The sequence below is a fragment of the Bradyrhizobium sp. AUGA SZCCT0169 genome (assembly GCF_018130085.1).
Classification (GTDB): domain Bacteria; phylum Pseudomonadota; class Alphaproteobacteria; order Rhizobiales; family Xanthobacteraceae; genus Bradyrhizobium.
The window spans coordinates 290,021-310,853 of the sequence record NZ_JAFCMC010000002.1 but is presented as its reverse complement, the minus strand read 5'-3'; the positions used below and the strand labels follow the sequence as shown (position 1 = coordinate 310,853).

Here is a 20,833-nt window from a genome sequence, read left to right as displayed (position 1 = left end):
CCGGCGAGGTTTCCGCCGCAATCAGGCGCTCCGGCAGGCGTCTTTATCGGACGTCAGCGTGTGCCGTCGATACCCATGTCATCGAGACGGGACTGAGGCTTCCCGCGCTATCCTGGACGGCGGGCGCGATCAAGTGCGACCTGCAGCAAACGATCTACGCTGCTGAGCTGGTCCAGTCGCAGCAACAGCAACTTGTTCATCAAGTCCAACTGATGCTGAAGCCTCTCACGCGCCTCGCAATCCTTGAGGCCTCCAACGACGCCCGCAAGTGTCTCCAGTCCTCGCTGCATTGTATCGATGCCCTGACGCAGCGTTTCGCACGTACGCTCGGTCCGGGCAATTTCAGCTTTTGCTTCCTTGAAAGGGTCGGCGTCGGCCCCATTGGCATCGGCAGATGTCTCAGCAATGTTGGCTGAGTTATCCAACGGTTGAGTTGCAGATGGCACCACCCTTGCCTTCATTTCCAAGCGGACAATATTCTGATTGTCCGCCCTCGGGGTCGAACGGGTCATCACGCCGCCCGCACCGTGCTGAGGAAATTACCTACCTCGAGCCTGAGGCGGTTGCTTTCGAGGGAAAGCGATTGCGCCGACGCAAGCACCTGCGACGAGGCAGACCCGGTTTCGTGGGCGCCGCGTTGCACGTCGGTCACGTTCGAAGCCACCTGCGTGGTGCCCTGCGCTGCCTGCTGAACGTTGCGGGAGATCTCCTGGGTCGCCGCGCCCTGCTCTTCGACAGCGGACGCAATGGTCGCCGATATCTCCGAGATCCGGCCAATCGTTCCGCTGATCTCCTGGATCGCCGCCACCGAGTCCTGCGTCGCGGTCTGAATGCCGGCAATCTGGTGACTGATCTCGCCGGTCGCTTTCGCCGTTTGCTCGGCGAGCGCCTTGACCTCGGATGCGACCACCGCAAAGCCGCGTCCCGCCTCTCCGGCCCGCGCCGCTTCGATGGTGGCGTTCAGAGCCAGCAAATTGGTCTGTCCGGCAATGGTATTGATCAGTTCGACGACATCGCCGATCCGGGTAGCGGCCTGGGACAGCGCATGGACGCGATCATTGGTCGTTTGTGCCTGCTCCACGGCGTCGCCGGCAATCCTGGCGGCTTCCTGCACCTGGCGGCTGATCTCATTGACCGAAGAGGCCATTTCCTCGCTGGCGGACGCCACCGATTGAACGTTCGCCGATGCTTCCTCCGAAGCAGCCGCAACCATGGTCGAAAGCTCCTGGGTATGCTCCGCGGTCCTGGTCAGCGTATTGGCCGCAGCTTCCAGTTCGGTCGACGACGACGACACCGTCTCGATGATCTCGCCGACTGCGTTCTCGAACTGGTCGGCGAGCTTGTACATGTCGGCCTTGCGCTGCTCGACGGCTCGCCTCTCCGCGTCCGCCTGCTCGGAGCGCAGCCGGTCGGCCTCGATCATGTTGTCCTTGAAGACCTGCACCGCGCCCGCCATTTGGCCAATCTCGTCGGTGCGTTCGACCCCCGCCACGCTCACCGATGTGTCGCCGGTTGCGAGCTTTCCCATCGTTCCCGTGATCACCTGGATCGGCGTGGCGATCGAGCGCGCCGTGAAAAGCGCAATGATCGCGCCGGCCGCGAGGCCCACTGCAAGCAGCCCCCACAGCGTCGCCGTCAGGAACGCTATGCTCGCCTGTACCGCGGACGCCTCTTCGGCGAGCATCTTCTTCTGGTTGGTCTTGATGCCGCCTGAGCGGGTACCGTCAGCCCCCTTGGGTCCGTCAAGCAAATCGAGAATCTTGAGCGCGCGAGGCGCCGCCTCCGTGACGAGAATTGCGACGGGCACGTTCCAATGCGCGGACTCCCGGATCCCGAAGATCTTCTCGTAAAGCGGTGCAAATTCCGCTCGCGCCTTGCTGATCTTGTCGAACGAAGCCAGCTGACCGGCGCTCAAGAGGCCTTTCTGGGCACTGACGGCGGCAAAGCCCTTTTCGAACAGTTCCCAAGGCTTGACGAATTTCTCCTTGTCACTTTTGTCGCCCGACAACAGATAGGTGCGAAGCTGGGCCGTGGCGGCCGCGAAATTGCCGCGCGTATCGGCCATCGCCTTGAGCAATTTCTTCCGTTCGGGCGTCGCCTCCAGGGTGTCCTCCTCGTTGATCATCCTGGTGATCTCCGAGAATATGGTCTCGGCACGAGGACCCGCTTCGGTCAGCAGGACCTTGGTCGCCGGCAGCGCGTCGGTGGTGAAGGCGATCGCTTCGGCCTTGTCCTGGGCCGCGCGAAACTCCGCGAGCAATGCCTTGGCCTCGGACCATTTGCGCTGGTTCTCGGGGTTGGTGAAATGCACAGCCTTGTTGTCGAAGGCGGCGACGGTGCTGTCCAGTTCCTTCCACATCGCCATGCGATCGAGCTTGCCCTGCGGGTTGCCCGTCAACAGGTAGCCGCGCAACGTTGCCAATGTGGAATAAAGATTGCCAACCATCTCGGTGCTTTCGAGTGCCACCGGGGTGCGCAGGTTCACCATGCGATCGACGATCGTGGAGACCCCGCCGACGGCAAATACCGTGTATCCAACAGCCGTGGCGATGATCGCGCAAACGGCTGCAAAGCCAGCGATAAGGCGACCGCGGATGCGAAGTCCTGAAATGAATGGCATTAATGGATATCTCCAAATTTATGCTCAAATCCGACGCCGTGCGGTTTGAAATCAGACCTGCCCGTTCGCGACGAATTCCGTCGTCCTCTGCATGTCCTTTCCCGGGTGCATCGAAGCGCAAGGCGTATCGTTAACGAAAATAATTGGAATGCCGTTAAGCAAAATTTCACCAATGCGGTGGGCGCGTTACAAAAAATGCGCACGCGCTGCGAAACAAAATGCAAAAATTGCAGTTTGGCGAGTGATTTACGCCATGCAACTACAAATTTTTTCCACCCTGGCGATATAGGAAGAAGGCGTCGCAGTGCGGCGACGAACTTGAACACTCGAACCCAGGATCGGAACAGCGGTTCCGAACGTCCGCGCGCCAGGCGGCGCGCGCCGCAATGCGAACGTGCACATGCGGACCTTCTGCAATTATCGCGGCCGGACGCCGGGCTTGCCGACTTGCGGAAACAGCAGTTCCACCCCCGCATCCGATAGTGCTTTGCGGAACACTTCCAGCGATTCGTCGGATACCGGCAAAGCGCCGTCATATTCTTCCAGCCGCCGCACCACGCCGGGCGACACGCCCGCCTGCTCGGCAAGCCGCCTCACGGACCAGTTCAGAATTCCCCTCGCTGCGCGCATTTGAGCGCCGGTGAGTCGGGACGGCGGGGCGGTGAGACCCAACACTTTCTGGTCATGCACATCGGTGGACACGCCCATCCACTCCTGAATGCCGCCCTCCGGATTCAGGATCGGCACGGCGCTGAATCTGAACCACCGGTAAGAACCGCCGGGTTGCAGCAAACGATGCTCAACCTTGTAAGGCCGCCCGGTCTCGACCGCGACCGACCAGCTTTTCAGCGCGGCATCGCGCTCTTCTTCATGCAACAGGTCGACCCAGCCATTCCCGTGAACCAGCCGCGGCCCGTCTTGCCCCGCTGCTTTCCAGTTCGGCAGCGAGGTGATGCGGCCGTCGGAACTCGCGGTCCACACCAGACCTTCTATCGCCTTGATCAACGCATCGTGGCGTTCGATGCCCGCCCGGAGTGGCTGCAACGTTTCGTAGTGCTTGGTAATGTCGAGCGTAACGCCGATTATCCTGGCGGGCTCACCGGCCTCGTTGAGCAACATCTCGGCCTGGTCGTGAACCCAGCGCAGCCGGCCATTCGGCCTGATGATACGAAGGTCGCGATCGAGCGGCAGACCGTCGAGCAGCATGTCGCCGACGTCACGCCTCAAGGAGCGATCGTCGGGGTGAATTCTCTGATTGAATTCCTCAAGCGACGGACTAATCACGCCGGGATTCAGTCCCAGCAATTCATGGAAGCCGCGCGACCAAAGCATCTGCCTCGTTAAAACGTCATAGCGCCAGATCCCCGCACCAAGCTTCTCTTCAAGAAACCGAAAAGTGTCAGTCGCCCCGAGGTCGCCCTCGAACTGGCTCAATCTTAAATTCCTCTGCAACTATTCTAACAGGTATCAGGATAGCACAATCATTCGAACCTCGACACGGTATTTCTACCACTAATTGAACATGGTCGGATTGCAATTTTACCAGTCGGACTTCTTTGCCGTCGAAGTGCGACCTCCCGCCTCACCCATCGGGCGCGCAGGCCGGTCACCACGAAAATGTTGGTGTGATGTGTCGGCTATCGGACAGAGGACACCCGGGAATGGTTGCCGAGGTCCCCTGCGTTCGGGCTCGAGACCAGCAGAGGCACCTCTCGCCGCAACTAAATCGGCTTGTCCGGTGAGGAGTTCGCAGCGATCAGCCGCTCCAGGCGGGCCTCTTCCTCGGCCGTCAGCTTGAGCAAGCCTTGATCTTCCCTGCCCGGGAATCTCGAACGGCGCCGGCTGTAGATCCATAGCGCCAGTCCGCCACCCCCGAGCGCCAGCGGCGGCAACAGCCACAGCACCAGCGTATGCGGGTTGAACCGCGGCCGCAGCAGCACGAATTCGCCGTAGCGCGCTACCAGGAAATCGATCACCTGCGAATTGCTGTCGCCGGCCGCAATCCGCTCGCGTACCAGCAGCCGCAGGTCACGCGCCAGCGGCGCTTCGGAATCGTCGATCGACTGATTCTGACATACCATGCAGCGCAGCTCGCGCGACAGGTCGCGCGCGCGGGCTTCCTTGCCCGGGTCCGCCATGATCTCGTCGGGCTGCACCGCGTAGGCCGCCGGGCATCCGATCAAGAGAAACGCGGCAAATGTGCAGGCCAGGAGCGCTTTCAATGGATCACTCCGCGGCCTGCAACGCTCGCGAAGCCTTCGCGGGCTTCGGCGCGCCGACGCGCAAGCGCCGATCCGACAGCGACAGCAGGCCGCCAAACGCCATCAGCATAGGGCCCCACCAGATCAAGAGCACCAGCGGCTTGTGATAAATGCGAACCGCGACCGCGCCTTCGTTCGTGCTCTCGCCGAGCGAGATGTAGAGCTGGCTGGCGCCGCGCGTCAGCAGCGCGGCCTCGGTAGTCGACGATCCCCGCGTGGTGAAATTGCGCTTCGACGGCGACATCACACTGAGCTTCTCGCCGTCGAGGCTGATGGTGAACTGCGCGATCATCTCGCGATAATTCGGTCCCTGCCGCTGCGTGACGCCGTCGAGCTTCAATTCGTAACCGGCAACCCGGGCGACCTCGTTCGGCTTCAAGGTGCCGATATATTCGCTGTTCCAGGTGGTCTCGCAGACGATCCCGATCAGGGCCACGCCGACGCCGGCATGCGCGAACGCGGTGCCCCAGGTCGCCCGTGGCAGGCCGCGCGCGCGTTGCATCGCGGTCGCAAAGGGGGCGCGAAACAAGGCCGTGCGCTCGGCGAGATCGCACATCGCACCGGCGATGACGAAGACCGCAAGGCCGATCGCGAGCGGCGCGAAGGTGCTGCCGCCATAGGTCCACGCATACGCCACCGCAATCGCGATCAGCGCCGCGATGCCCGCCGCCGTCAGCCGCTGCGCCGCGCCGAGCAGGTCGCCGCGCTTCCACGCCAGCAGCGGCCCGAACGACATCGCCATCATCAGCGGCACGAACAGCGGCCCGAAGGTCAGATTGAAGAACGGCGCGCCGACCGAAATCTTGTCGCCGGTCAGAACCTCCAGCGCCAGCGGATACAGTGTTCCGACGAACACCGTCGCGCAAGCCGTGGTCAGGAACAGATTGTTGAGCACCAGCGCGCCTTCGCGCGAGATCGGCGCGAACAACCCGCCCTGCTTCAGCGTCGATGCGCGCCAGGCATACAGCGTCAGGCTGCCGCCGATGAAAAAACAGAGGATCAGCAGGATGAAAACGCCGCGCGTCGGATCGGTCGCGAACGCATGCACCGACGTCAGCACGCCCGATCGCACCAGGAAGGTGCCGAGCAGCGACAGCGAGAAGGTCAGGATCGACAGAAGTATGGTCCAGACCTTCAGCGCGTTGCGCTTCTCCATCACGACAGCGGAATGCAGCAGCGCGGTGCCGGCGAGCCACGGCATCAGCGAGGCATTCTCGACCGGATCCCAGAACCACCAGCCGCCCCAGCCGAGTTCGTAATAGGCCCAGTACGAGCCCATCGCGATGCCGAGCGTCAGGAATATCCATGCCACCAGCGTCCAGGGCCGCACCCAGCGCGCCCAGGCCGCATCGATCCGCCCCTCCATCAGGGCCGCGACCGCAAACGAGAACGAAATCGAGAAGCCGACATAGCCGAGATAGAGCATCGGCGGATGCACGGCGAGGCCGATGTCCTGCAGCACCGGATTGAGATCGCGGCCCTCGATCGGCGGCGTGGCGATGCGCAGGAACGGGTTCGAGGTCATCAGGATGAACAGATAGAACGCGGCCGCGACCCAGCCCTGCACCGCCAGCACATGGGCGCGCAGCGACAGCGGAAGATTGTTGCCGAACGCCGCGACGAGACCGCCGAACAGCGCCAGGATCGCCACCCACAGCAGCATCGAGCCTTCGTGATTGCCCCAGACGCCGGTGATCTTGTAGAGCAGCGGTTTGGTCGAGTGCGAATTCTCGAACACGTTGGCGACGGAGAAATCCGATGAGACATGGAGCATCACCAGCGCCGTGAACGACACCGCCACGAACAGCAACTGCGCCAGCGCCGTGGAGCGCGCGACGTTCATCAAGGCGACATCGCCCCAGCGCGCGCCGGCGACCGGCACCGTCGACTGGATCAGCGACAGCGCCAGCGCCAGCACCAGCGCGTAATGTCCGGCTTCCGCGATCACTTAGGCGCCCCCTGCGTCGGCGCCGCCGAAGCGCTCGGCTTGGCGCCATAATCGTCCTTCCAGTGCCCCTGCTTCTTCAGCGCGTCGGCGACATCCTTGGGCATGTAGGTCTCGTCATGCTTGGCGAGCACGGTGTCGGCCCTGAACACGCCCGATGCGTCGATCGCGCCCTCGGCGACGACGCCCTGCCCTTCACGGAACAGGTCGGGCAGGATTCCCTTATAAGCAACCGGCAGCACGGCACTGCCGTCGGCGACGCTGAAATTCACCGCCAGATTGTCGCCGCGCACCAGCGATCCCGGCTGCACCAGGCCGCCGAGGCGGAAGCGCTTGCCGGCCGGAATCTGTTTCTCGGCCGCCATCGAAGGGGTGGAAAAGAACACGATGGAATCGCGCATCGCGTTCAGCACCAGCGCCGCCGCCACCGCGAGCACCGCGAGCGAACCGCCGATCATGGTCAAACGCCGCTGCTTGCGCGTCATGATAATCCTTTGGTTCCCTGCATGATGGGTTCCATCATCCGTCAAGCCCGAGAGTCTTCAGGCCTTCATTGAGCTGGCGCAAGCGTTCGGCATCGTTGGCAACCGCCTGACGTGCATCGCCCAGCGCGCTCACCGCCTTGTCGCGCTCGCCCATCACCATATAGGCCCGCACCAGCCGCAACCACCCCTCGACATCGTCGCCGTTCTCTTTCAGCCTGGTGGCGAGGCGGTCGACCATGCCGCGGATCATCGCGCCGCGGTCGGCCTCGTTCATGTCCTTGGCCGCCGCCATCGCTTCATTCGACAGCGTCGGAGCAGCCGGACCGCCGACCCGCACCAGTGCGGCCTGAACCAGCGGTCGCCACGGCGCATCGGCCGGCGCCTTGGCCAGCATCGCGCGCCAGATCGCGGCGGCGTCGGTACGACGGCCATCCTGCTCGGCGGCAAGCCCGAGGAAATAGCCGGCTTTGGGCTCGTCGGCGTTCAGCGCCGCCGCGCGTTCGAATTCGGCCTTGGCCTGCGAGGTCACGACGCCGCCCGCCGAACCGGTCAGGGCTTCGCCGAGATCGGACCGGCGCTCGGCGCTATCGCCATTGTAAGTGATCGAATTGCGCAGCGCGCGGATCGCATCGTCGTAGCGGCCGAGCCGCACCAATGCCGGGGCCAGCACGCTCCAGCCGCGGCCGTCGGTCGGATTTTTTTCCAGATGCGCCTCGACCTGCGCGATCAGATTGTCGATCGGCTGGTTGGCGTCGGGGACACGGCTGCGGCTAGCCAGCGGAAAATCACCAAGCTGCGGCGATCCCAGGGAAAGGTAGAACGCGACCGCCGCGACCGGCAGCCCCACCAGCGCCAGAACGGTCGAGGACCGGCGCAGTCTGAGGTTCGCCTGTGCCGGCAGGTCATCCCTGCCATCCGCGGCCGCCAGCAGGCGGCGGCTGATCTCGACGCGCGCGGCTTCGGCTTCCGAGGGCCCAATCAGGCCGGCGGCGACATCGCGATCGATCTCGGCAAGCTGGTCCCTGTAGACGGCAGCCTCGCTGCCACCAGCAGGCGCCGCCGAACCGCGGCTCAACGGCCAGAGCACGGCAAAGATCGCCGCGACCGTCATCAGCGCGAACACAAACCACAGCGTCATCAAGCGGTTCCCGGGCGGAAACGGCGCCCACGAAGCAGGCACCGATGCGCCGCTTTACACCACCGGCGGCAAGCCCGGCAATTGACAATTGCGGCAGAAAAACCGGGGAAACCGGACCGATCGCAGCCTCGATCGCGTGGGCGCCGCCGGGTTAGCCGGCGCGACGCACGAACCAGCGAGAAACTTCGCGCAGCTCCTGCAAAACCCGAAGAGCGACGCGTGAGTCACGCCACCCACCCCGAGCGCCGGATTCGTCGCATTATTTCAATCATAAATTGAATATCTATAACAACACATCCGGCCACGCAGGTGCCTGCCTTTTGTTCCTGGCGAACGAAAAATCTGGCAGGTCCGTCAAAACGTTCCGCAGCCGCCGCAGGCTGCGGCAGCAAGCTATAGCATTTGCACCAATACGTAGGCGATGCTACACAATGGGGTGAATACGTTAATTCCCAGCCCCTTAGAGGCAAAACCGATGCGATCCTGGAAAACTCTTCGACGCGACGCCCTTCCCCTTGGCCTTGTTGGAATTCTGGATGGCCCGAAGGTTCGCCGCGGCGCCGCGTTGCTTGCGCTCCCGTTCTTGTTCCTGTCGCTTCCGGCCTCCGCACAGGATGGAGTGGACAGAACCGCGATCGCGGCCGCGCTGCTGCCGCGGGATCTCAGCCCCTGGGGCATGTTCATGCAGGCCGACATCGTCGTCAAAGCCGTGATGATCGGTCTGGCTTTTGCGACGCTGGTGACCTGGACGGTATGGCTCTCGAAGACGATCGAACTGATCAAGGCGCGCCGTAACGCGAAGAACGCCTTGCGCGAACTCGCGAGCGCCAGGAACGTGGAAGACGCCGTGCGGCAGGTGCCCGAGGGGGCGGTTGCGCAATTGCTCGAGGGCGCCATGGCGGAATTGAAACTGAGCACCGATCGAATGGACAAGGAAGGGATCAAGACCAGGGTTGCGTCCCGGCTTCAGCAGATCGAGGCGGCGGCCAGCCGGCGCATCGGGTTCGGCACCGGCGTGCTGGCAACCATCGGATCGACCGGCCCCTTCGTCGGACTGTTCGGAACGGTGTGGGGAATCATGAACAGCTTTATCGGAATCTCGAAGTCGCAAACCACCAACCTCGCGGTGGTCGCGCCGGGGATCGCCGAGGCGCTGCTGGCGACGGCGCTCGGGCTGGTCGCGGCGATACCCGCCGTCATGATCTACAATCTGTTCGCCCGCCAGATCAGCTCATATCGGGCGCTGCTCGGGGACGGGTCATCGGAGATCACCCGCCTCGTTGGCCGTGACCTCGACGGCGGCGCCATACTCGTCCGGCGGCATCTCGCAGCGGCGGAGTAGCGGCGATGGCTGTCAGCGTTAATCAGAGCAATGGCGATCTTGCGGAAGTCCATGAGATCAACGTGACACCGTTCATCGATGTCATTTTGGTCCTGCTCATCATTTTCATGGTCGCCGCCCCCCTCGCAACCGTCGATATCGCGGTCGACCTTCCGGCCTCGAATGCGCAGCCGCAGCCGCGGCCCGACAAGCCGGTCTATCTGACGGTCAAACCGGACCTCTCTTTGTCCGTCGGCAACGAGACCGTCGGCCGGGCCGCCCTGCCTGGCGTGCTCGATGCGAGCACCAACGGTCATAAGGACAGCCGAATTTTCCTGCGCGCCGACAAGCTCGTCCCATATGGCGAGGTGATGCAGGTGATGAACATGCTGCGTGCCGCCGGCTATCTGAAAGTCGCCCTGGTCGGCCTGGAGCAAGCCTCATCGCCATGATGCAGCTTGCGGCCGAAGATCGTTCCGACCTGCAACGCTGGATGTTGAGCGGCCTTGCGGTGTTGTGCGTCTACGCCGGTGTGACGGCCACGCTGGCGACCTGGCGCTATCCGGACGACACCGCGGCGGCCGAGCCTTCCGGCGCGATTGTGGTCGACCTTGCACCGTTGCCAGCAGCGCCTTCGACCACACCATCCGATGTCGCGCCCGGCCCGGAACAGGTGATGTCGGAGGCGCAGCCGGTGGCAAAGCCCGAGGTCACTCCACCAGATGAAACGCCCGAGCTGCCTCCCGCTCCCAATCCGGATGCAGCCGTGGCGCTGCAAAGTAAGCCGCAGCCGGAGGTGACGCCGCAGCAGCAGGCGGCGGCCGCCACAACATCGGCACCCGCGGCGGTCCCTGATCGCATCGCGCCGGTCGCGGTGGCGCCGACCCAGGGCGCGCCGAATGTGAAAGATTCGGAAGCCGCGGTGACATGGCGAACCAAAGTCCTCGCCTTGATCGAAAAGAACAAGCGCTATCCGGAGGCCGCGCGGCCGCGGCAAGGGACGGCACGCGTGTCGTTTGCGCTCGATCGCAAGGGAATGGTGGCCAACGCGCGCGTGATCGAAAGTTCGGGCTCCAGCGCGCTCGACGAGGAAGCGGTCGCGCTGCTCAAGCGCGCGGAGCCTTTTCCGGCGCCGCCCGCAAATTTTCCGGGCGATTCTGTCGTCGTGAGGCTGCCGATCCGCTTCACCGTGAAATAGCGCGGACAAGAACGGGCTGCAGGGTTGCAGATACCAGACGTCCGCGACGGCGGCGTCAGGAACCAGGCGTCGGTGAAGCCGAGTGGGCCGCCTGCCTTGCTCTAAAATTCAGGCGGCCCCGCCGACCATATCAATTGTCCTGCCCCACGGCAGAGGCCATAGCCAGCTGAACAGAGTATGAGCAGACGTATTTGAAGGTCTTATGACAGAGGCCGCCAACCATGCAGCCTCTGTCAACCGCCATTTCCGCGCGGGCTTGCGCGATAATATCGGGATCAATCGGCAACGATGGCGCCGCCGGCGCCGAACTTGTAGTTCACGCCGACCCTGACGCCATCACTGGTCACCCTGGTGTTGGAGTCGAACGCGGCCGCTGTGTTGGCGGCGGTGGCCGGCGTGGAACGCACCGAACCGAAATCCATGTGAAGATATTCAAGCTTGCCGGTCCAGTTGCCCGCGAGGCGGGTCTCCAGACCGCCGCCGACGGCCCAGCCAAACCGGTAGATGTCGGTATTCAAGGCTGCCGTCGTCGCGGCACCGGCATTGTCGAAGCCTGAGGTAGACGTCGAGGTCGTTATCTTGCCGAACGGAACGCCTGCGGTGGCGTAGGCAATCAGGCCCGGTGTAACGAGCATTCCGACGCGCCCGCGAACTGAGGCGACCCATCCCAGATGGTAATCCAGGCTTGCCGTCACGGGTGCGTCGAGCGGAGCCAGCGCCGCGTTGCAGATATTGCCGGGACATGTCGTGGTGTTGCGTCCGCGCTGATTGCGGTATTCGAAATCGCCTTCGATGCCGGCTACCAATCGGCCGGATATCCAGTTGTAACCGGCCTGCCCGCCAATACTCGCAGTGCCGCGCGTGGAGAACAGGCGGCCGCCGTCAAACGGCAGGCCGGTCGCATCCTCGCTGAATACCGCACTGGTAACAGCCCTGCCGCCGACATACCCGACATTGCCGCCAGCATAGATGCCCGCCCAGTTCCAGGCCGCGTCGAGCATTCGCGGCGATTTGTAGTGCATGTCGCCGCCCGGCCCCCGCGCCATCCCGAAGGACGAACCCGGCGCTCCGCTCGGCCGGTCGACACCGTATTTGACGTTGAGGAAGAGCTTGAAACCGCGTCCGGGCTGCAGGATCTCGTCCTTGTGGAATTGAACGGCGTTGCGAATGTTGGCGTTGAGCAGATTGTCGCCAACGATGCCGGTGGCGACCTCGACCGCTCCCCACGGCGAATCCTTCCAGAACTGCCGATTCTCCAGCTGCACCTTGAGCAAATCGTATCCGCCGGTCGTCGTATCGAACTGCGAAACGTCGTTCTGTGCGAAGGCGTGCAGCAGGCCGACACGGGCGAACCAGCTGTCGTTCCGCCAATAGGCGCCGCCGCCGAGCCGCATCGGCGGGATGCGCGGAACATTGCTGCCGTCGGTGAACGTCGCGCGCACGACATCGAATTGTCCGTCCACACCAAATGTGCCGTTGGCGAGCGGTGCGACGTCCCATTGCCAAGCCAGTTCGCCGCCGCGAAACGTCGCGTCGCGCTGATCGTAATTGACCTGGATGTAATCGGTGCCGGCGCCGCATGTGGCAAACGTTTCCTGGCAAAGGATGCCGGTGGCGCGCGAAAAGATGAACTTGTCGTACGACGTGTAGTAGGCATTGGCGGCGAACCTGAAATCGCCGGCGATGCGCTTCAGGCCGATCTCCGCCGTCTGCGCGGTCTCGATTCCCAGGTTCGGGTTGCCGATCTTGAAGGTCTTCTCCGAACCGTCAGGACCTTGCGCGAACAATTCGAGCGCGCGCGGCGCGCGTTCGATCCGCTGCAGCGTCAGGCTCGCGACCAGGTAGGACGGAAGATCCTTGATGATGCCGAAACTGACGCTCTTCGGCATGAAGTCGAGCCTGGCCGCGGCCCTGCTCGGTTCATTGGGCGGCGGCAGAAATGTCGGCGGAAAAGTGAACGCCGTTCCCTCGACATCGACGCCCTCGATGCGCCCCGCCAATTGCGTGCGCAGCGTGTCGGTGTGTTTTACTTCATTGAGGAAATACGCCGCCGCGGTTCTGGTCTTGGCGGGAAGCAGGATCGCCTGGCCTTCCGTATCCAGTTGCTGGTAGGCGCCCTGCGCACCGACAATGCTGGTCAGCGCACCTATGGGCGTGGCGAATGCCGCAGATTCAAGCTCGATCTTGCCCTCGGTCTGCCTGTTCTTGAATGTGGCTGCAATCCCCTCGTATCCGGGACCGGCGAGCACCGTCTCGTCGTGCCGGTACTCCGAATATCCGGTCCAGTACCTGACGGCGGCAAGCGCGGCCGCGTCCGGCCGATACTCGCCCTTGCTGGTAATCTTGGTCTGCTCGAGATCGTTGTGCTGGCGCGCGGCCGCGGTCGCGATACCCGGAACAAAATAGTCGCTGGTGAAGCGAGAGACGGCGATGCCGGCATAGCCGCCGTCGAACAAATAAGAACCGCCGACCGCCGCTCCCGCACTTTGCGAGGCTGAATTCGGTTGTCTGCCGTTGCCGACCGGCGCGGGATTTGGCGGAACGAGGTAGGGATAACTCGGGATGCTGTAATCGCTGGAGGAGCGCCCGTAGATGTCGGCGTGAACGGCGGCGTTGCGACCGCCGGCATCCAGCAACAGACCGCTTTCCCATCCCTTGTTGACGCTCGTCACGCCCGATCTCAGTTCCGCGGCCACCCCACCCACTGGAGCGGCCGTCGGAATCCGGTTGTTGTTGACGTCGACCACGCCGCCGACGGCCTGCGAGCCGATCCGGAGCGCACCCGGTCCGCGAACCACATCGACCCGCTGGATCGCGAGAGGATCGATCGGTACGGCGTGGTCCTGCGCGATATCCGACACGTCGACCGCACCGACACCGTTCTCCTGAATCCGGACCTTGGCGTCCGACAAGCCACGCAGAATGGGGCGGGCGGATTCGGTGGCGAGGCCCGCGGAAGTCGCGCCGGGCATGTTGGAGAACAGGCTGCCGAACCCGCCATTGCTGCTGCCGGTCTGGATTTGATTGCTGCCGATCGTCGACAACGGCGCAAACGGCGGATTGAAGGGCGAGGCAGGCGCGGCCGCCGGGGCGGGACCAGGCAGCGCCGCGACGGTCCGTGAAGGCCGGCCGGGCTCGGAGCGCCCTGCCCGCCGGGCCGGCTTGGGCTGGCGGCCCTCCACGGTCACCTGCGGCATGTCGATTTCCGCCGGGTCGGCGGGCTTGTCTTGTGCTCCGGCCGCAGTTGCCGGTTGCGGCGGTGCCGTCTGCGATTGACCGGCATCCGCCGGGGCTTGCCCCGTTGCCGGGGCTGCCGGCGCCGATGGTTCGGCAGGCGCCTGAGGTGCGGCCGGCGACGCCGATGGCGCAGGCGTGGCCGTCTGCGAGAGCGCCGCAGCCTGGCTCAAACATACCATTGCAAATGCAGACGTGCCCAGAAGGGCCATTCGTGTCGCGCGCATCTCGTCCCCAACCTTCATCGCGCTACAGGAACCGGTCCGGATAAGCTGCGACCTTAAAACGTAGGTAAGGCTACATGTTAATGTTGCCCCATTAACTGTCAAGACGCTGCGCCCGGTCGTCGCAAGCGTGCGCCGGCCTGTTGCGGATTCGCGACATGCCGCCAACTTGCAATGTGCTCGGCAGCACGCCATGGTCGGCCTCCTCTCGATGGATTCGCCTGGAAAGGTGCCGTGTTGCGCAAGCCCTCGACAGACCGGGCCAAATCGATGCAGCCGCTCCCCACGGAGCAAACGCAGGCGCGCCGCTTTGTAAAAGCGCGCTCGGCGCGCTCGACCGCGGTCCTGGAAGATTATGTCGAACTGATCTCCGACCTGTTAGGCACGACCGGCGAGGCGCGCCCGACCGACATCGCGCGCCGGCTGGGCGTGTCGCACCCGACGGCCATCGACACCATCGCGCGACTAAAGCGGGAAGACCTCGTTACCGCCCGGCCCTATCGCGGGGTTTTCCTGACCGAGAAGGGCGAGACGCTCGCCAAGCGCGTCCGCACGCGTCACCGCCTTGTCGTGGATGTCCTGCTGGCGCTGGGCGTTCCCCAGGAGGCGGCCGAGGGCGATGCCGAGGGCATCGAACATCACGTGTCGGATGTGACGCTGAAGGCGTTCGCCGAATTCTTGCGCGCCAACAAGGATCGCCGCAAGGTGTGAGGGTGCAGAAGCGGGCTTACTTTGTTGGCGCTACTTTGTTGGTGCGCACTTCTGTTCGACGATTACGCCTTCTGCAGTGGTCGATTGATAGGTCGGGCTCCAAATGCGCAAGTCACCGCTTTCCCAATTTAACGTCCCTTTCAGCGCCCAAGCTCCCAGATTGTCTTTCTTCCAGGCCGAACACGGCACCGATGCCAGGTCCTGCGGCCAACTGGAGACCGAATAGACTGGTTTTGGCTCGCGCCCATCGGGTTGGGGGTCATACTCATCAGCCGCCGTGCAGGCACTGTGCGCGACAGTGATGACTAGAACGATCAGGACGCTTCGGAGCATCATTCATCCATTCCTTCTAATCACACCAACTAAGTCCACCGTGCTGTCGGAGCAACATTCCTAAACCTAGGACCAGCAATCGTGAATATCCGCTGAAATCGGACGATAGCATTTGAGGAGGTGCGGATGTCCGCTTTGGGGCTCAAAAACCGGCGACCCGGCCGTCCTATCCGTTGCGGGTGGACTTGCGCTCGGCGGATTTGCGCTCGCCCGTGACGGCATTTTCGGCCGCCCTGCTCATCAGCGACGCATAATCATGGCCGAACAGGACTTCGCAGAAGCGGATCGCCGCCTTGGCCTGCATTTGCCGGTAGGCGCGCGCCTTGGTGTCGCCGCCGCGCAGCGCCTGCACCAGCGCCTCGGTCGAGTGCTCGACATAATGCTGCAGGTCGGAATAGGTCCGCAACGTGACCTCGTTGATCGCAAGTTCGCTGGCATAGGTGCGGCAAACCGCGACGAAATCGATCAGGGCCGCGGTTTCCTCGACGTCCGTGGCGTCGATTTTGGGAGCCGACGAAATGTCCTTGTCGGCGCGCTGGCGCAGGATGCGCCGGACCCGGCCGGGCACGCTGTCGATTTCCGACTGCAGCGAATTGGAAATGTCGGCGCGGATCGAGGTCAGCTGCTTGCCCCACGTGGAATCGTTGCGCAGGTCGAGCTCCGTGCGCAGGCCGCGCACGCCGTCATGCAGCGTCTTCAGCTGCTCGCTGACATTGTCGAACTGGCCGCGCCTGATGTCGGTGCGCAGGCAGGCCGCGAGAAAGGACAGATCGTGCAGCGCGAGCGTGACGGCGATGCCGTACGGCGTCGCGGCGACACGAATTTCATCGTCGGAAGCCGCCATCTTGATCGCGAGGCGGATGATCTGCCACGGCGCCGCCAGCCGCTGCATGATCAGCGACAGCGCGAACGGCAGGAGTTGCGGCGTCTGCAGCGAGGGAACATTGAGCGCCGAGGTCACCGACGCGATCTGGGATTCCGACAACGCCCGCAACTGGCTGGCAAGCCGGCTGCCCAGCGTGTCCATCGCCTCGCGCGCGCGCAAGACCGACCCGATCGACAGGAAGTCCTCGACGACGTTGGGCGGGCCGATACGCGCGAGCGAACGCTGCCTGTCGTCGCCCTGCACCGGCGCCGCGACCTTGGCGATCGCTTCCGCGGCGGCGAGCTGGAACTTGCGCGTCTCGGATTCGAGGCCAGCGGTCGAACCGCTCTGCCTGATCTCGGCCAGCGCGGCTTCGAAGGCCCGCGCCTGCTCCGGCGCGCCGTCCCGGGCCAGCCATTGCCAGACCGGCAGCAGCGAGGTGCGGCGGATCTGGCCCTGCCGCATCGGGAAATTGCTTTCGACCAGAAACGGCTCGATCGGGCGAAACAGCAGGCGCGCCGGATCATCGGTCCGCGGCCGCACTTCGTCGTCTTCCTCGGTTCCGCGCACCACCTTGCGCAATTGTTCGAGCACGAGGGTGGCGACCGCGACTTCCTCGCCGCGCTCGATCGCGCGCTCGAACGAGCGCATCAGCAGCGCCTGCGCCTGAGGCGGGAGCTGGGCGAGATAGTCCCTCAGCCGCTCGGTCGATGTCTGGCTCATGCGCCCGGTGTGGATATGCGTGTGTCGTCCGGACGGCAAAGCGCGTCCAACCGCCATCATAAAAGTGCGCGCGTTAAGAAGTCGTTTAGGAATGATGAAATCAAGGGCGGCATGGCCGGGTCCCGGACCGGATTCAATCGCTTTCCGCTCAAACCCCCGGCAGCACCAGCTCAGCCCGCAACCCGCCGATCGGGGCATCACCGAGCGCAAGGCTGCCGCCATAGAGGGCCGCAAGATCGACCACGATCGAGAGCCCGAGACCAGAGCCCGGCTTGGATTCGTCCAGCCGCTGTCCGCGCCGCGAGACCTGCGCGCGCTCGTCGGCCGACAGCCCGCGGCCGTCATCATCGACGATGATCCGCAGCCGCGGCCCGGCGCTTGACTCCGCCGCCGGCTCGACCAGCACCTCGATCAGGACCTGGGTGGCGGTCCATTTGCAGGCGTTGTCGACCAGGTTGCCCGCCATCTCCTCGAGGTCCTGGCGTTCGCCGCGAAACTTCGCGCGAGGATCGGCTTTCAGATTGATCGCGATGGCCCGATCCCGGTGGATCTTTTCCATGGTCCGCCGCAATGCCTCCATCGCGGGCGCGACCTCGGTGACGGTGCCGACCACGGTGACGCGCGCGGCGATGCGCGCGCGCTCCAGGTGGTGGGCCACCTGATCGCGCATCACGTCGGCCTGCTCCAGCACCTTGCTGGCAAAGGCATCGACGGGGTGCGCGGCGGCCTCGTTGACGATCACGGAGAGCGGCGTCTTGATGGCGTGGGCGAGATTGCCGACATGGGTGCGGGCGCGCTCGACGATTTCTCGGTTGGCGTCGATCAGCGCATTGGTCTCGCGCGCCAGCGGAGCGATCTCGACCGGGAACTCGCCCTCCAGCCGTTCGGCACGGCCGGAACGGATATCGGCGATCGATTCCGAGATGCGCTTGAGCGGCGCAAGTCCGAAGCGGACCTGGAAGATCGTGGTCAGCAGCAGCACGATGCCGAGCGCCGCAAAAGTGCCGCCGAGGTAATAGTCGAAGCTGCGCGTCTCGTCGAAGATCTCGGCGGCATCGCCGGCGACGCCGATCAGGAATTTGCCGTCCGCGCCGAGGTCGACCGGCCGCTCCACCATCCGCAAAGTTTGCCCCTCGGGACCGTCGACATAGCCGAGACGGATGCCCGCCGCGGTCAATTCAGCGCCGTGCTCCTCGAGTTTCGGCAGCTTCTTGTCCCACAGCGAACGCGACACCCGCGCTTCGGGCTTGTCGCCGTCGGTGCGCACGACCTGCCAGTACCACCCCGACAGCGGCAGCTCGAACAACGGCTCGCCAAGCGACTGGAACGGGTGGTCGGGCGGCTCGTCCGGGGTTGCGACCTCGGCGATCAGGGTGCGCAGATAAAGATTGAGGCGGCGATCGAAAGCGCGCTCGGTGGCATCGCGATAGACCGACGACAGCACGAACCCGGTGATGACAAGGATCACCACCACCCACGCGGTCGCCGACAGGAACAACCGTGTGGCGAGCGACGAGCCGCGCATCAGGACGCGATCCGGAAAAGTGGCGGCCGGTTTTCAGACAAAAACATGCTCAAACAAAGAAGTAAGCGAGTTGCTTCGTCAACGCCTTTAATCAGGGACCGGCAGAGACCTTTCCGTTCCGATTGCATCGGAACGGGGCTCTAGATTCTTGTTTTGACGCGTTTTCTACCGCAGATAAGTCTACGCAATCTGCGTAAACTTGATTGCTATGCGAACCGGGCGCCACTTCGCTGGAAAACGCTCTGGTCACGTACCCGGGGCCGGCGGCGTCAGGAGATAGCCGAGCCCGCGCACGGTCTGGATGATATCGACGTCGAGCTTCTTGCGGATCCGGCCGACGAACACTTCGATGGTGTTGGAATCGCGGTCAAAATCCTGGTCATAGAGATGTTCGACCAGTTCGGTGCGCGACACCACGCGTCCGGTATGATGCATGAGATAGGCGAGCAGGCGGTATTCGTGCGACGTCATCTTGATCGGATTGCCTGACACGCTGACCCGGCCGGTGCGGGTGTCCAGCGAAACCGGGCCGCAGGTCAGTTCCGACTGGGCGTGACCGGTCGAACGGCGGAGCAGTGCGCGGATCCGCGCCAGCACTTCTTCGAGGTGAAACGGCTTTGCGACATAGTCGTCGGCGCCGGCGTCGAAGCCCTGCACCTTGTCGCTCCAGCGGTCGCGGGCGGTGAGGATCAACACCGGCATCGCCCGTCCGTTGCGGCGCCAGGACTCCAGCACCGAGATGCCGTCCATCTTCGGCAGGCCGATGTCGAGAACGACGGCGTCATAGGGTTCACTGTCACCGAGGTAGTGCCCCTCCTCGCCGTCGAACGCGCGATCGACCACATAACCGGCATCCGTCAGCGCCGTCGTCAGCTGACGGTTGAGATCGGGGTCATCCTCGACGACAAGCAGGCGCACGCTGGCCTCCAATGGTGTGCTTCACGAAACCTGCCACAAGATGAGGCTCATCGGCGTGAACGGCCAATGAACAGGCACTCGGCGCCATGTTACTTTTTCGTCATGACGGCCCGCAACGGCGCGGCCCTCAGTCGCAGGCACCACCTAAAACCCCGTTCCGATGGAATCGAAACGGGGCTCTAGATCTTCGTTTTGACGCGTCTTCTTCACGCGAACCGGTGTCCACTTCGCTTGAAAACGCTCTAGCCTGCCGAATCGGAGGCCCAAAGCGCCCAAAAAGCGCGGCTAACGGCCGTCTGCCCCGCGGACCACGATCAAATTGACCGGGCCGCCCGGCCGGCCATCGTCGAACACGCCAACCGTCAGCCGCCCGGTTTTCCAGGCGGCGGTATCGAGATTGGTGCGGCCCTCGTACAACAGCGGGCCGTCGGGATCATTGTCATGGCCGTGCACGACGTGGAGCTCGCCGAACCCGCTCGAATCGTCCTTCGGGTAGCGTTTCCATAACAGGGTCTTTTCGCTCTGCTTCTCCAGCGGCGTCCCTGCCTCGACGCCCGCGTGCACATAGAGGCGGTGCGCATCGACATACAGCAGCCGCAATTGATCGAGCCACGCGATATGGGCCTGCGGCACCGCGGCGGGATCGCCGCCATAGGACGCCAGCGCCGCATCGCCGCCCCGCTCCAGCCAAAAAGCCTGTTTCGCCGGATCGCGCAGCCCTTCGACCATCATCGCGTCGTGATTGCCCTTCAACGCAACAAAGCGCCAGCCGCCGCCGATACCTGGCAGCAGCCGGTCGATCACCTGCCTGCTCTGCGGGCCCTTGTTGACGTAGTCGCCGATGGTGACGATGACGCCGGCTTTGCCGGACGCATGCGCGTCGATCTCCAAAAGCGCGCGGCTCAGAAGATCATCGCGACCATGTATATCCGGAATGACGTAGGTGAAGCTCATCCGCGTACGCATTTCCGGCTAGGGGACTCCACGGTGCTATTCCAACCGCACGCCACCGGCAACCGGCTTGCATTGTCCGGCCGGGCTGCCGGCGACTGTATTTTGCTCCGTCCCTTACGTCCGGAAGAACACGAACCAGACCACGCCCAGGATCAGGATCGCCAGTCCAGTCGAGACGGTCAGGAGCGCCAGCACCGATGGGCCGGGTTCGGCCTGACGTGCCTCGGTCGGAGTTTCGATAATCTGGCCATGTCGACGCGTTGCCATGGGGGACCTCATTTGCCTAAGTGCCTGTAATGCCAGCTATTGCTTCGACACCACCTGTCAAAAGCAACGCATGATGACAAATGATGTTCCGGGGCTTCTCAGAGGGCATTT

The 20,833-nt window shown here is 63.8% G+C and carries 18 protein-coding genes; 4 read left to right on the top strand and 14 right to left on the bottom strand.

The features are described 5' to 3' along the window. Positions 1–107: 107 nt before the first annotated feature. The 7 genes from JQ609_RS03420 to ccmI all read right to left on the bottom strand — a co-directional run bounded on the left by JQ609_RS03420 (position 108) and on the right by ccmI (position 8,449). Positions 108–512 (bottom strand): hypothetical protein, encoded by a 405-nt coding sequence (locus tag JQ609_RS03420; RefSeq protein ID WP_212205502.1) that lies wholly within the window; start codon positions 510–512, stop codon positions 108–110. Continuing rightward, the gene (locus tag JQ609_RS03415) at positions 512–2,620 is read right to left on the bottom strand and encodes a methyl-accepting chemotaxis protein (RefSeq protein ID WP_212272004.1); all 2,109 of its coding nucleotides are present in this window, start codon (positions 2,618–2,620) and stop codon (positions 512–514) included. Before JQ609_RS03415 ends, JQ609_RS03420 begins: the two co-directional genes overlap by 1 nt. Positions 2,621–3,037: 417 nt before the next feature. Next, on the bottom strand, positions 3,038–4,054 hold the full coding sequence (locus tag JQ609_RS03410; RefSeq protein WP_249127578.1) for a PAS domain-containing protein: 1,017 nt from the start codon (positions 4,052–4,054) through the stop codon (positions 3,038–3,040). A 287-nt stretch (positions 4,055–4,341) separates the two neighbouring features. Continuing rightward, positions 4,342–4,842 carry a cytochrome c-type biogenesis protein gene (locus tag JQ609_RS03405; RefSeq protein ID WP_212272003.1) on the bottom strand — a complete coding sequence of 167 codons (501 nt, stop codon included), beginning with the start codon at positions 4,840–4,842 and terminating at the stop codon, positions 4,342–4,344. Positions 4,843–4,846: 4 nt separating this feature from the next. Next, positions 4,847–6,829 (bottom strand): heme lyase CcmF/NrfE family subunit, encoded by a 1,983-nt coding sequence (locus tag JQ609_RS03400; protein ID WP_212272002.1) that lies wholly within the window; start codon positions 6,827–6,829, stop codon positions 4,847–4,849. Beyond that, on the bottom strand, positions 6,826–7,311 hold the full coding sequence (gene ccmE / locus JQ609_RS03395; RefSeq protein ID WP_192734309.1) for a cytochrome c maturation protein CcmE: 486 nt from the start codon (positions 7,309–7,311) through the stop codon (positions 6,826–6,828). The genes JQ609_RS03400 and ccmE overlap by 4 nt, the downstream gene beginning before the upstream one ends. Positions 7,312–7,345: 34 nt before the next feature. Next, on the bottom strand, positions 7,346–8,449 hold the full coding sequence (ccmI, locus tag JQ609_RS03390) for a c-type cytochrome biogenesis protein CcmI (protein ID WP_212272001.1): 1,104 nt from the start codon (positions 8,447–8,449) through the stop codon (positions 7,346–7,348). 619 nt (positions 8,450–9,068) lie between these two features. On the opposite strand from ccmI, the gene exbB reads away from it, so the two are divergent. The 3 genes from exbB to JQ609_RS03375 are packed head-to-tail and all read left to right on the top strand — an operon-like array spanning position 9,069 to position 10,968. Further along, positions 9,069–9,791, top strand: coding sequence for a tonB-system energizer ExbB (gene exbB, locus JQ609_RS03385; RefSeq protein WP_312014794.1), 723 nt, complete (start codon positions 9,069–9,071; stop codon positions 9,789–9,791). 5 nt (positions 9,792–9,796) lie between these two features. Then, positions 9,797–10,222 carry a TonB system transport protein ExbD gene (exbD, locus tag JQ609_RS03380; protein ID WP_192734306.1) on the top strand — a complete coding sequence of 142 codons (426 nt, stop codon included), beginning with the start codon at positions 9,797–9,799 and terminating at the stop codon, positions 10,220–10,222. Continuing rightward, complete coding sequence (locus JQ609_RS03375) at positions 10,219–10,968, top strand: TonB family protein (RefSeq protein ID WP_212205470.1); 750 nt, start codon at positions 10,219–10,221, stop codon at positions 10,966–10,968. Before exbD ends, JQ609_RS03375 begins: the two co-directional genes overlap by 4 nt. A 275-nt stretch (positions 10,969–11,243) precedes the next feature. Here JQ609_RS03375 and JQ609_RS03370 read toward each other — a convergent pair whose 3' ends face one another. Continuing rightward, positions 11,244–14,165 carry a TonB-dependent receptor domain-containing protein gene (locus JQ609_RS03370; RefSeq protein ID WP_212271999.1) on the bottom strand — a complete coding sequence of 974 codons (2,922 nt, stop codon included), beginning with the start codon at positions 14,163–14,165 and terminating at the stop codon, positions 11,244–11,246. Positions 14,166–14,660: 495 nt separating this feature from the next. Here JQ609_RS03370 and mntR point away from each other — a divergent pair, with 495 nt between their 5' ends. Next, positions 14,661–15,137: a manganese-binding transcriptional regulator MntR gene (mntR, locus tag JQ609_RS03365; RefSeq protein WP_312014637.1), complete on the top strand. Its 477-nt coding sequence runs from the start codon at positions 14,661–14,663 to the stop codon at positions 15,135–15,137. A 30-nt stretch (positions 15,138–15,167) separates the two neighbouring features. Here mntR and JQ609_RS03360 read toward each other — a convergent pair whose 3' ends face one another. The 6 genes from JQ609_RS03360 to JQ609_RS03335 all read right to left on the bottom strand — a co-directional run bounded on the left by JQ609_RS03360 (position 15,168) and on the right by JQ609_RS03335 (position 20,722). Then, on the bottom strand, positions 15,168–15,473 hold the full coding sequence (locus tag JQ609_RS03360; RefSeq protein WP_212205464.1) for a hypothetical protein: 306 nt from the start codon (positions 15,471–15,473) through the stop codon (positions 15,168–15,170). A gap of 163 nt (positions 15,474–15,636) precedes the next feature. After that, a complete protein-coding gene (locus tag JQ609_RS03355; RefSeq protein WP_212205462.1) occupies positions 15,637–17,058 on the bottom strand; it encodes a hypothetical protein in 1,422 nt (473 codons plus the stop codon). Between the two features lie 148 nt (positions 17,059–17,206). Continuing rightward, complete coding sequence (locus JQ609_RS03350; RefSeq protein ID WP_212271998.1) at positions 17,207–18,583, bottom strand: sensor histidine kinase; 1,377 nt, start codon at positions 18,581–18,583, stop codon at positions 17,207–17,209. A 246-nt stretch (positions 18,584–18,829) separates the two neighbouring features. Then, complete coding sequence (locus tag JQ609_RS03345) at positions 18,830–19,501, bottom strand: response regulator transcription factor (RefSeq protein ID WP_212205458.1); 672 nt, start codon at positions 19,499–19,501, stop codon at positions 18,830–18,832. Between the two features lie 285 nt (positions 19,502–19,786). Next, entirely contained in the window at positions 19,787–20,455 is a 669-nt protein-coding gene (locus JQ609_RS03340; RefSeq protein WP_212205451.1) for a metallophosphoesterase, read from the bottom strand. Between the two features lie 114 nt (positions 20,456–20,569). Next, a complete protein-coding gene (locus JQ609_RS03335; protein ID WP_192734298.1) occupies positions 20,570–20,722 on the bottom strand; it encodes a hypothetical protein in 153 nt (50 codons plus the stop codon). Positions 20,723–20,833 lie beyond the last annotated feature (111 nt).

Bases quoted from the DNA above. Each gene is read 5' to 3' on its own strand.
- JQ609_RS03335 (WP_192734298.1), bottom strand. From the start codon at position 20,722: ATGGCAACGCGTCGACATGGCCAGATTATCGAAACTCCGACCGAGGCA.
- JQ609_RS03355 (WP_212205462.1), bottom strand. From the start codon at position 17,058: ATGAGCCAGACATCGACCGAGCGGCTGAGGGACTATCTCGCCCAGCTC.
- ccmI (WP_212272001.1), bottom strand. From the start codon at position 8,449: ATGACGCTGTGGTTTGTGTTCGCGCTGATGACGGTCGCGGCGATCTTT.
- exbD (WP_192734306.1), top strand. From the start codon at position 9,797: ATGGCTGTCAGCGTTAATCAGAGCAATGGCGATCTTGCGGAAGTCCAT.
- JQ609_RS03415 (WP_212272004.1), bottom strand. From the start codon at position 2,620: ATGCCATTCATTTCAGGACTTCGCATCCGCGGTCGCCTTATCGCTGGC.
- JQ609_RS03375 (WP_212205470.1), top strand. From the start codon at position 10,219: ATGATGCAGCTTGCGGCCGAAGATCGTTCCGACCTGCAACGCTGGATG.
- JQ609_RS03420 (WP_212205502.1), bottom strand. From the start codon at position 512: ATGACCCGTTCGACCCCGAGGGCGGACAATCAGAATATTGTCCGCTTG.
- JQ609_RS03360 (WP_212205464.1), bottom strand. From the start codon at position 15,473: ATGATGCTCCGAAGCGTCCTGATCGTTCTAGTCATCACTGTCGCGCAC.
- JQ609_RS03350 (WP_212271998.1), bottom strand. From the start codon at position 18,583: ATGCGCGGCTCGTCGCTCGCCACACGGTTGTTCCTGTCGGCGACCGCG.
- JQ609_RS03340 (WP_212205451.1), bottom strand. From the start codon at position 20,455: ATGAGCTTCACCTACGTCATTCCGGATATACATGGTCGCGATGATCTT.
- ccmE (WP_192734309.1), bottom strand. From the start codon at position 7,311: ATGACGCGCAAGCAGCGGCGTTTGACCATGATCGGCGGTTCGCTCGCG.
- JQ609_RS03370 (WP_212271999.1), bottom strand. From the start codon at position 14,165: ATGCCGCAGGTGACCGTGGAGGGCCGCCAGCCCAAGCCGGCCCGGCGG.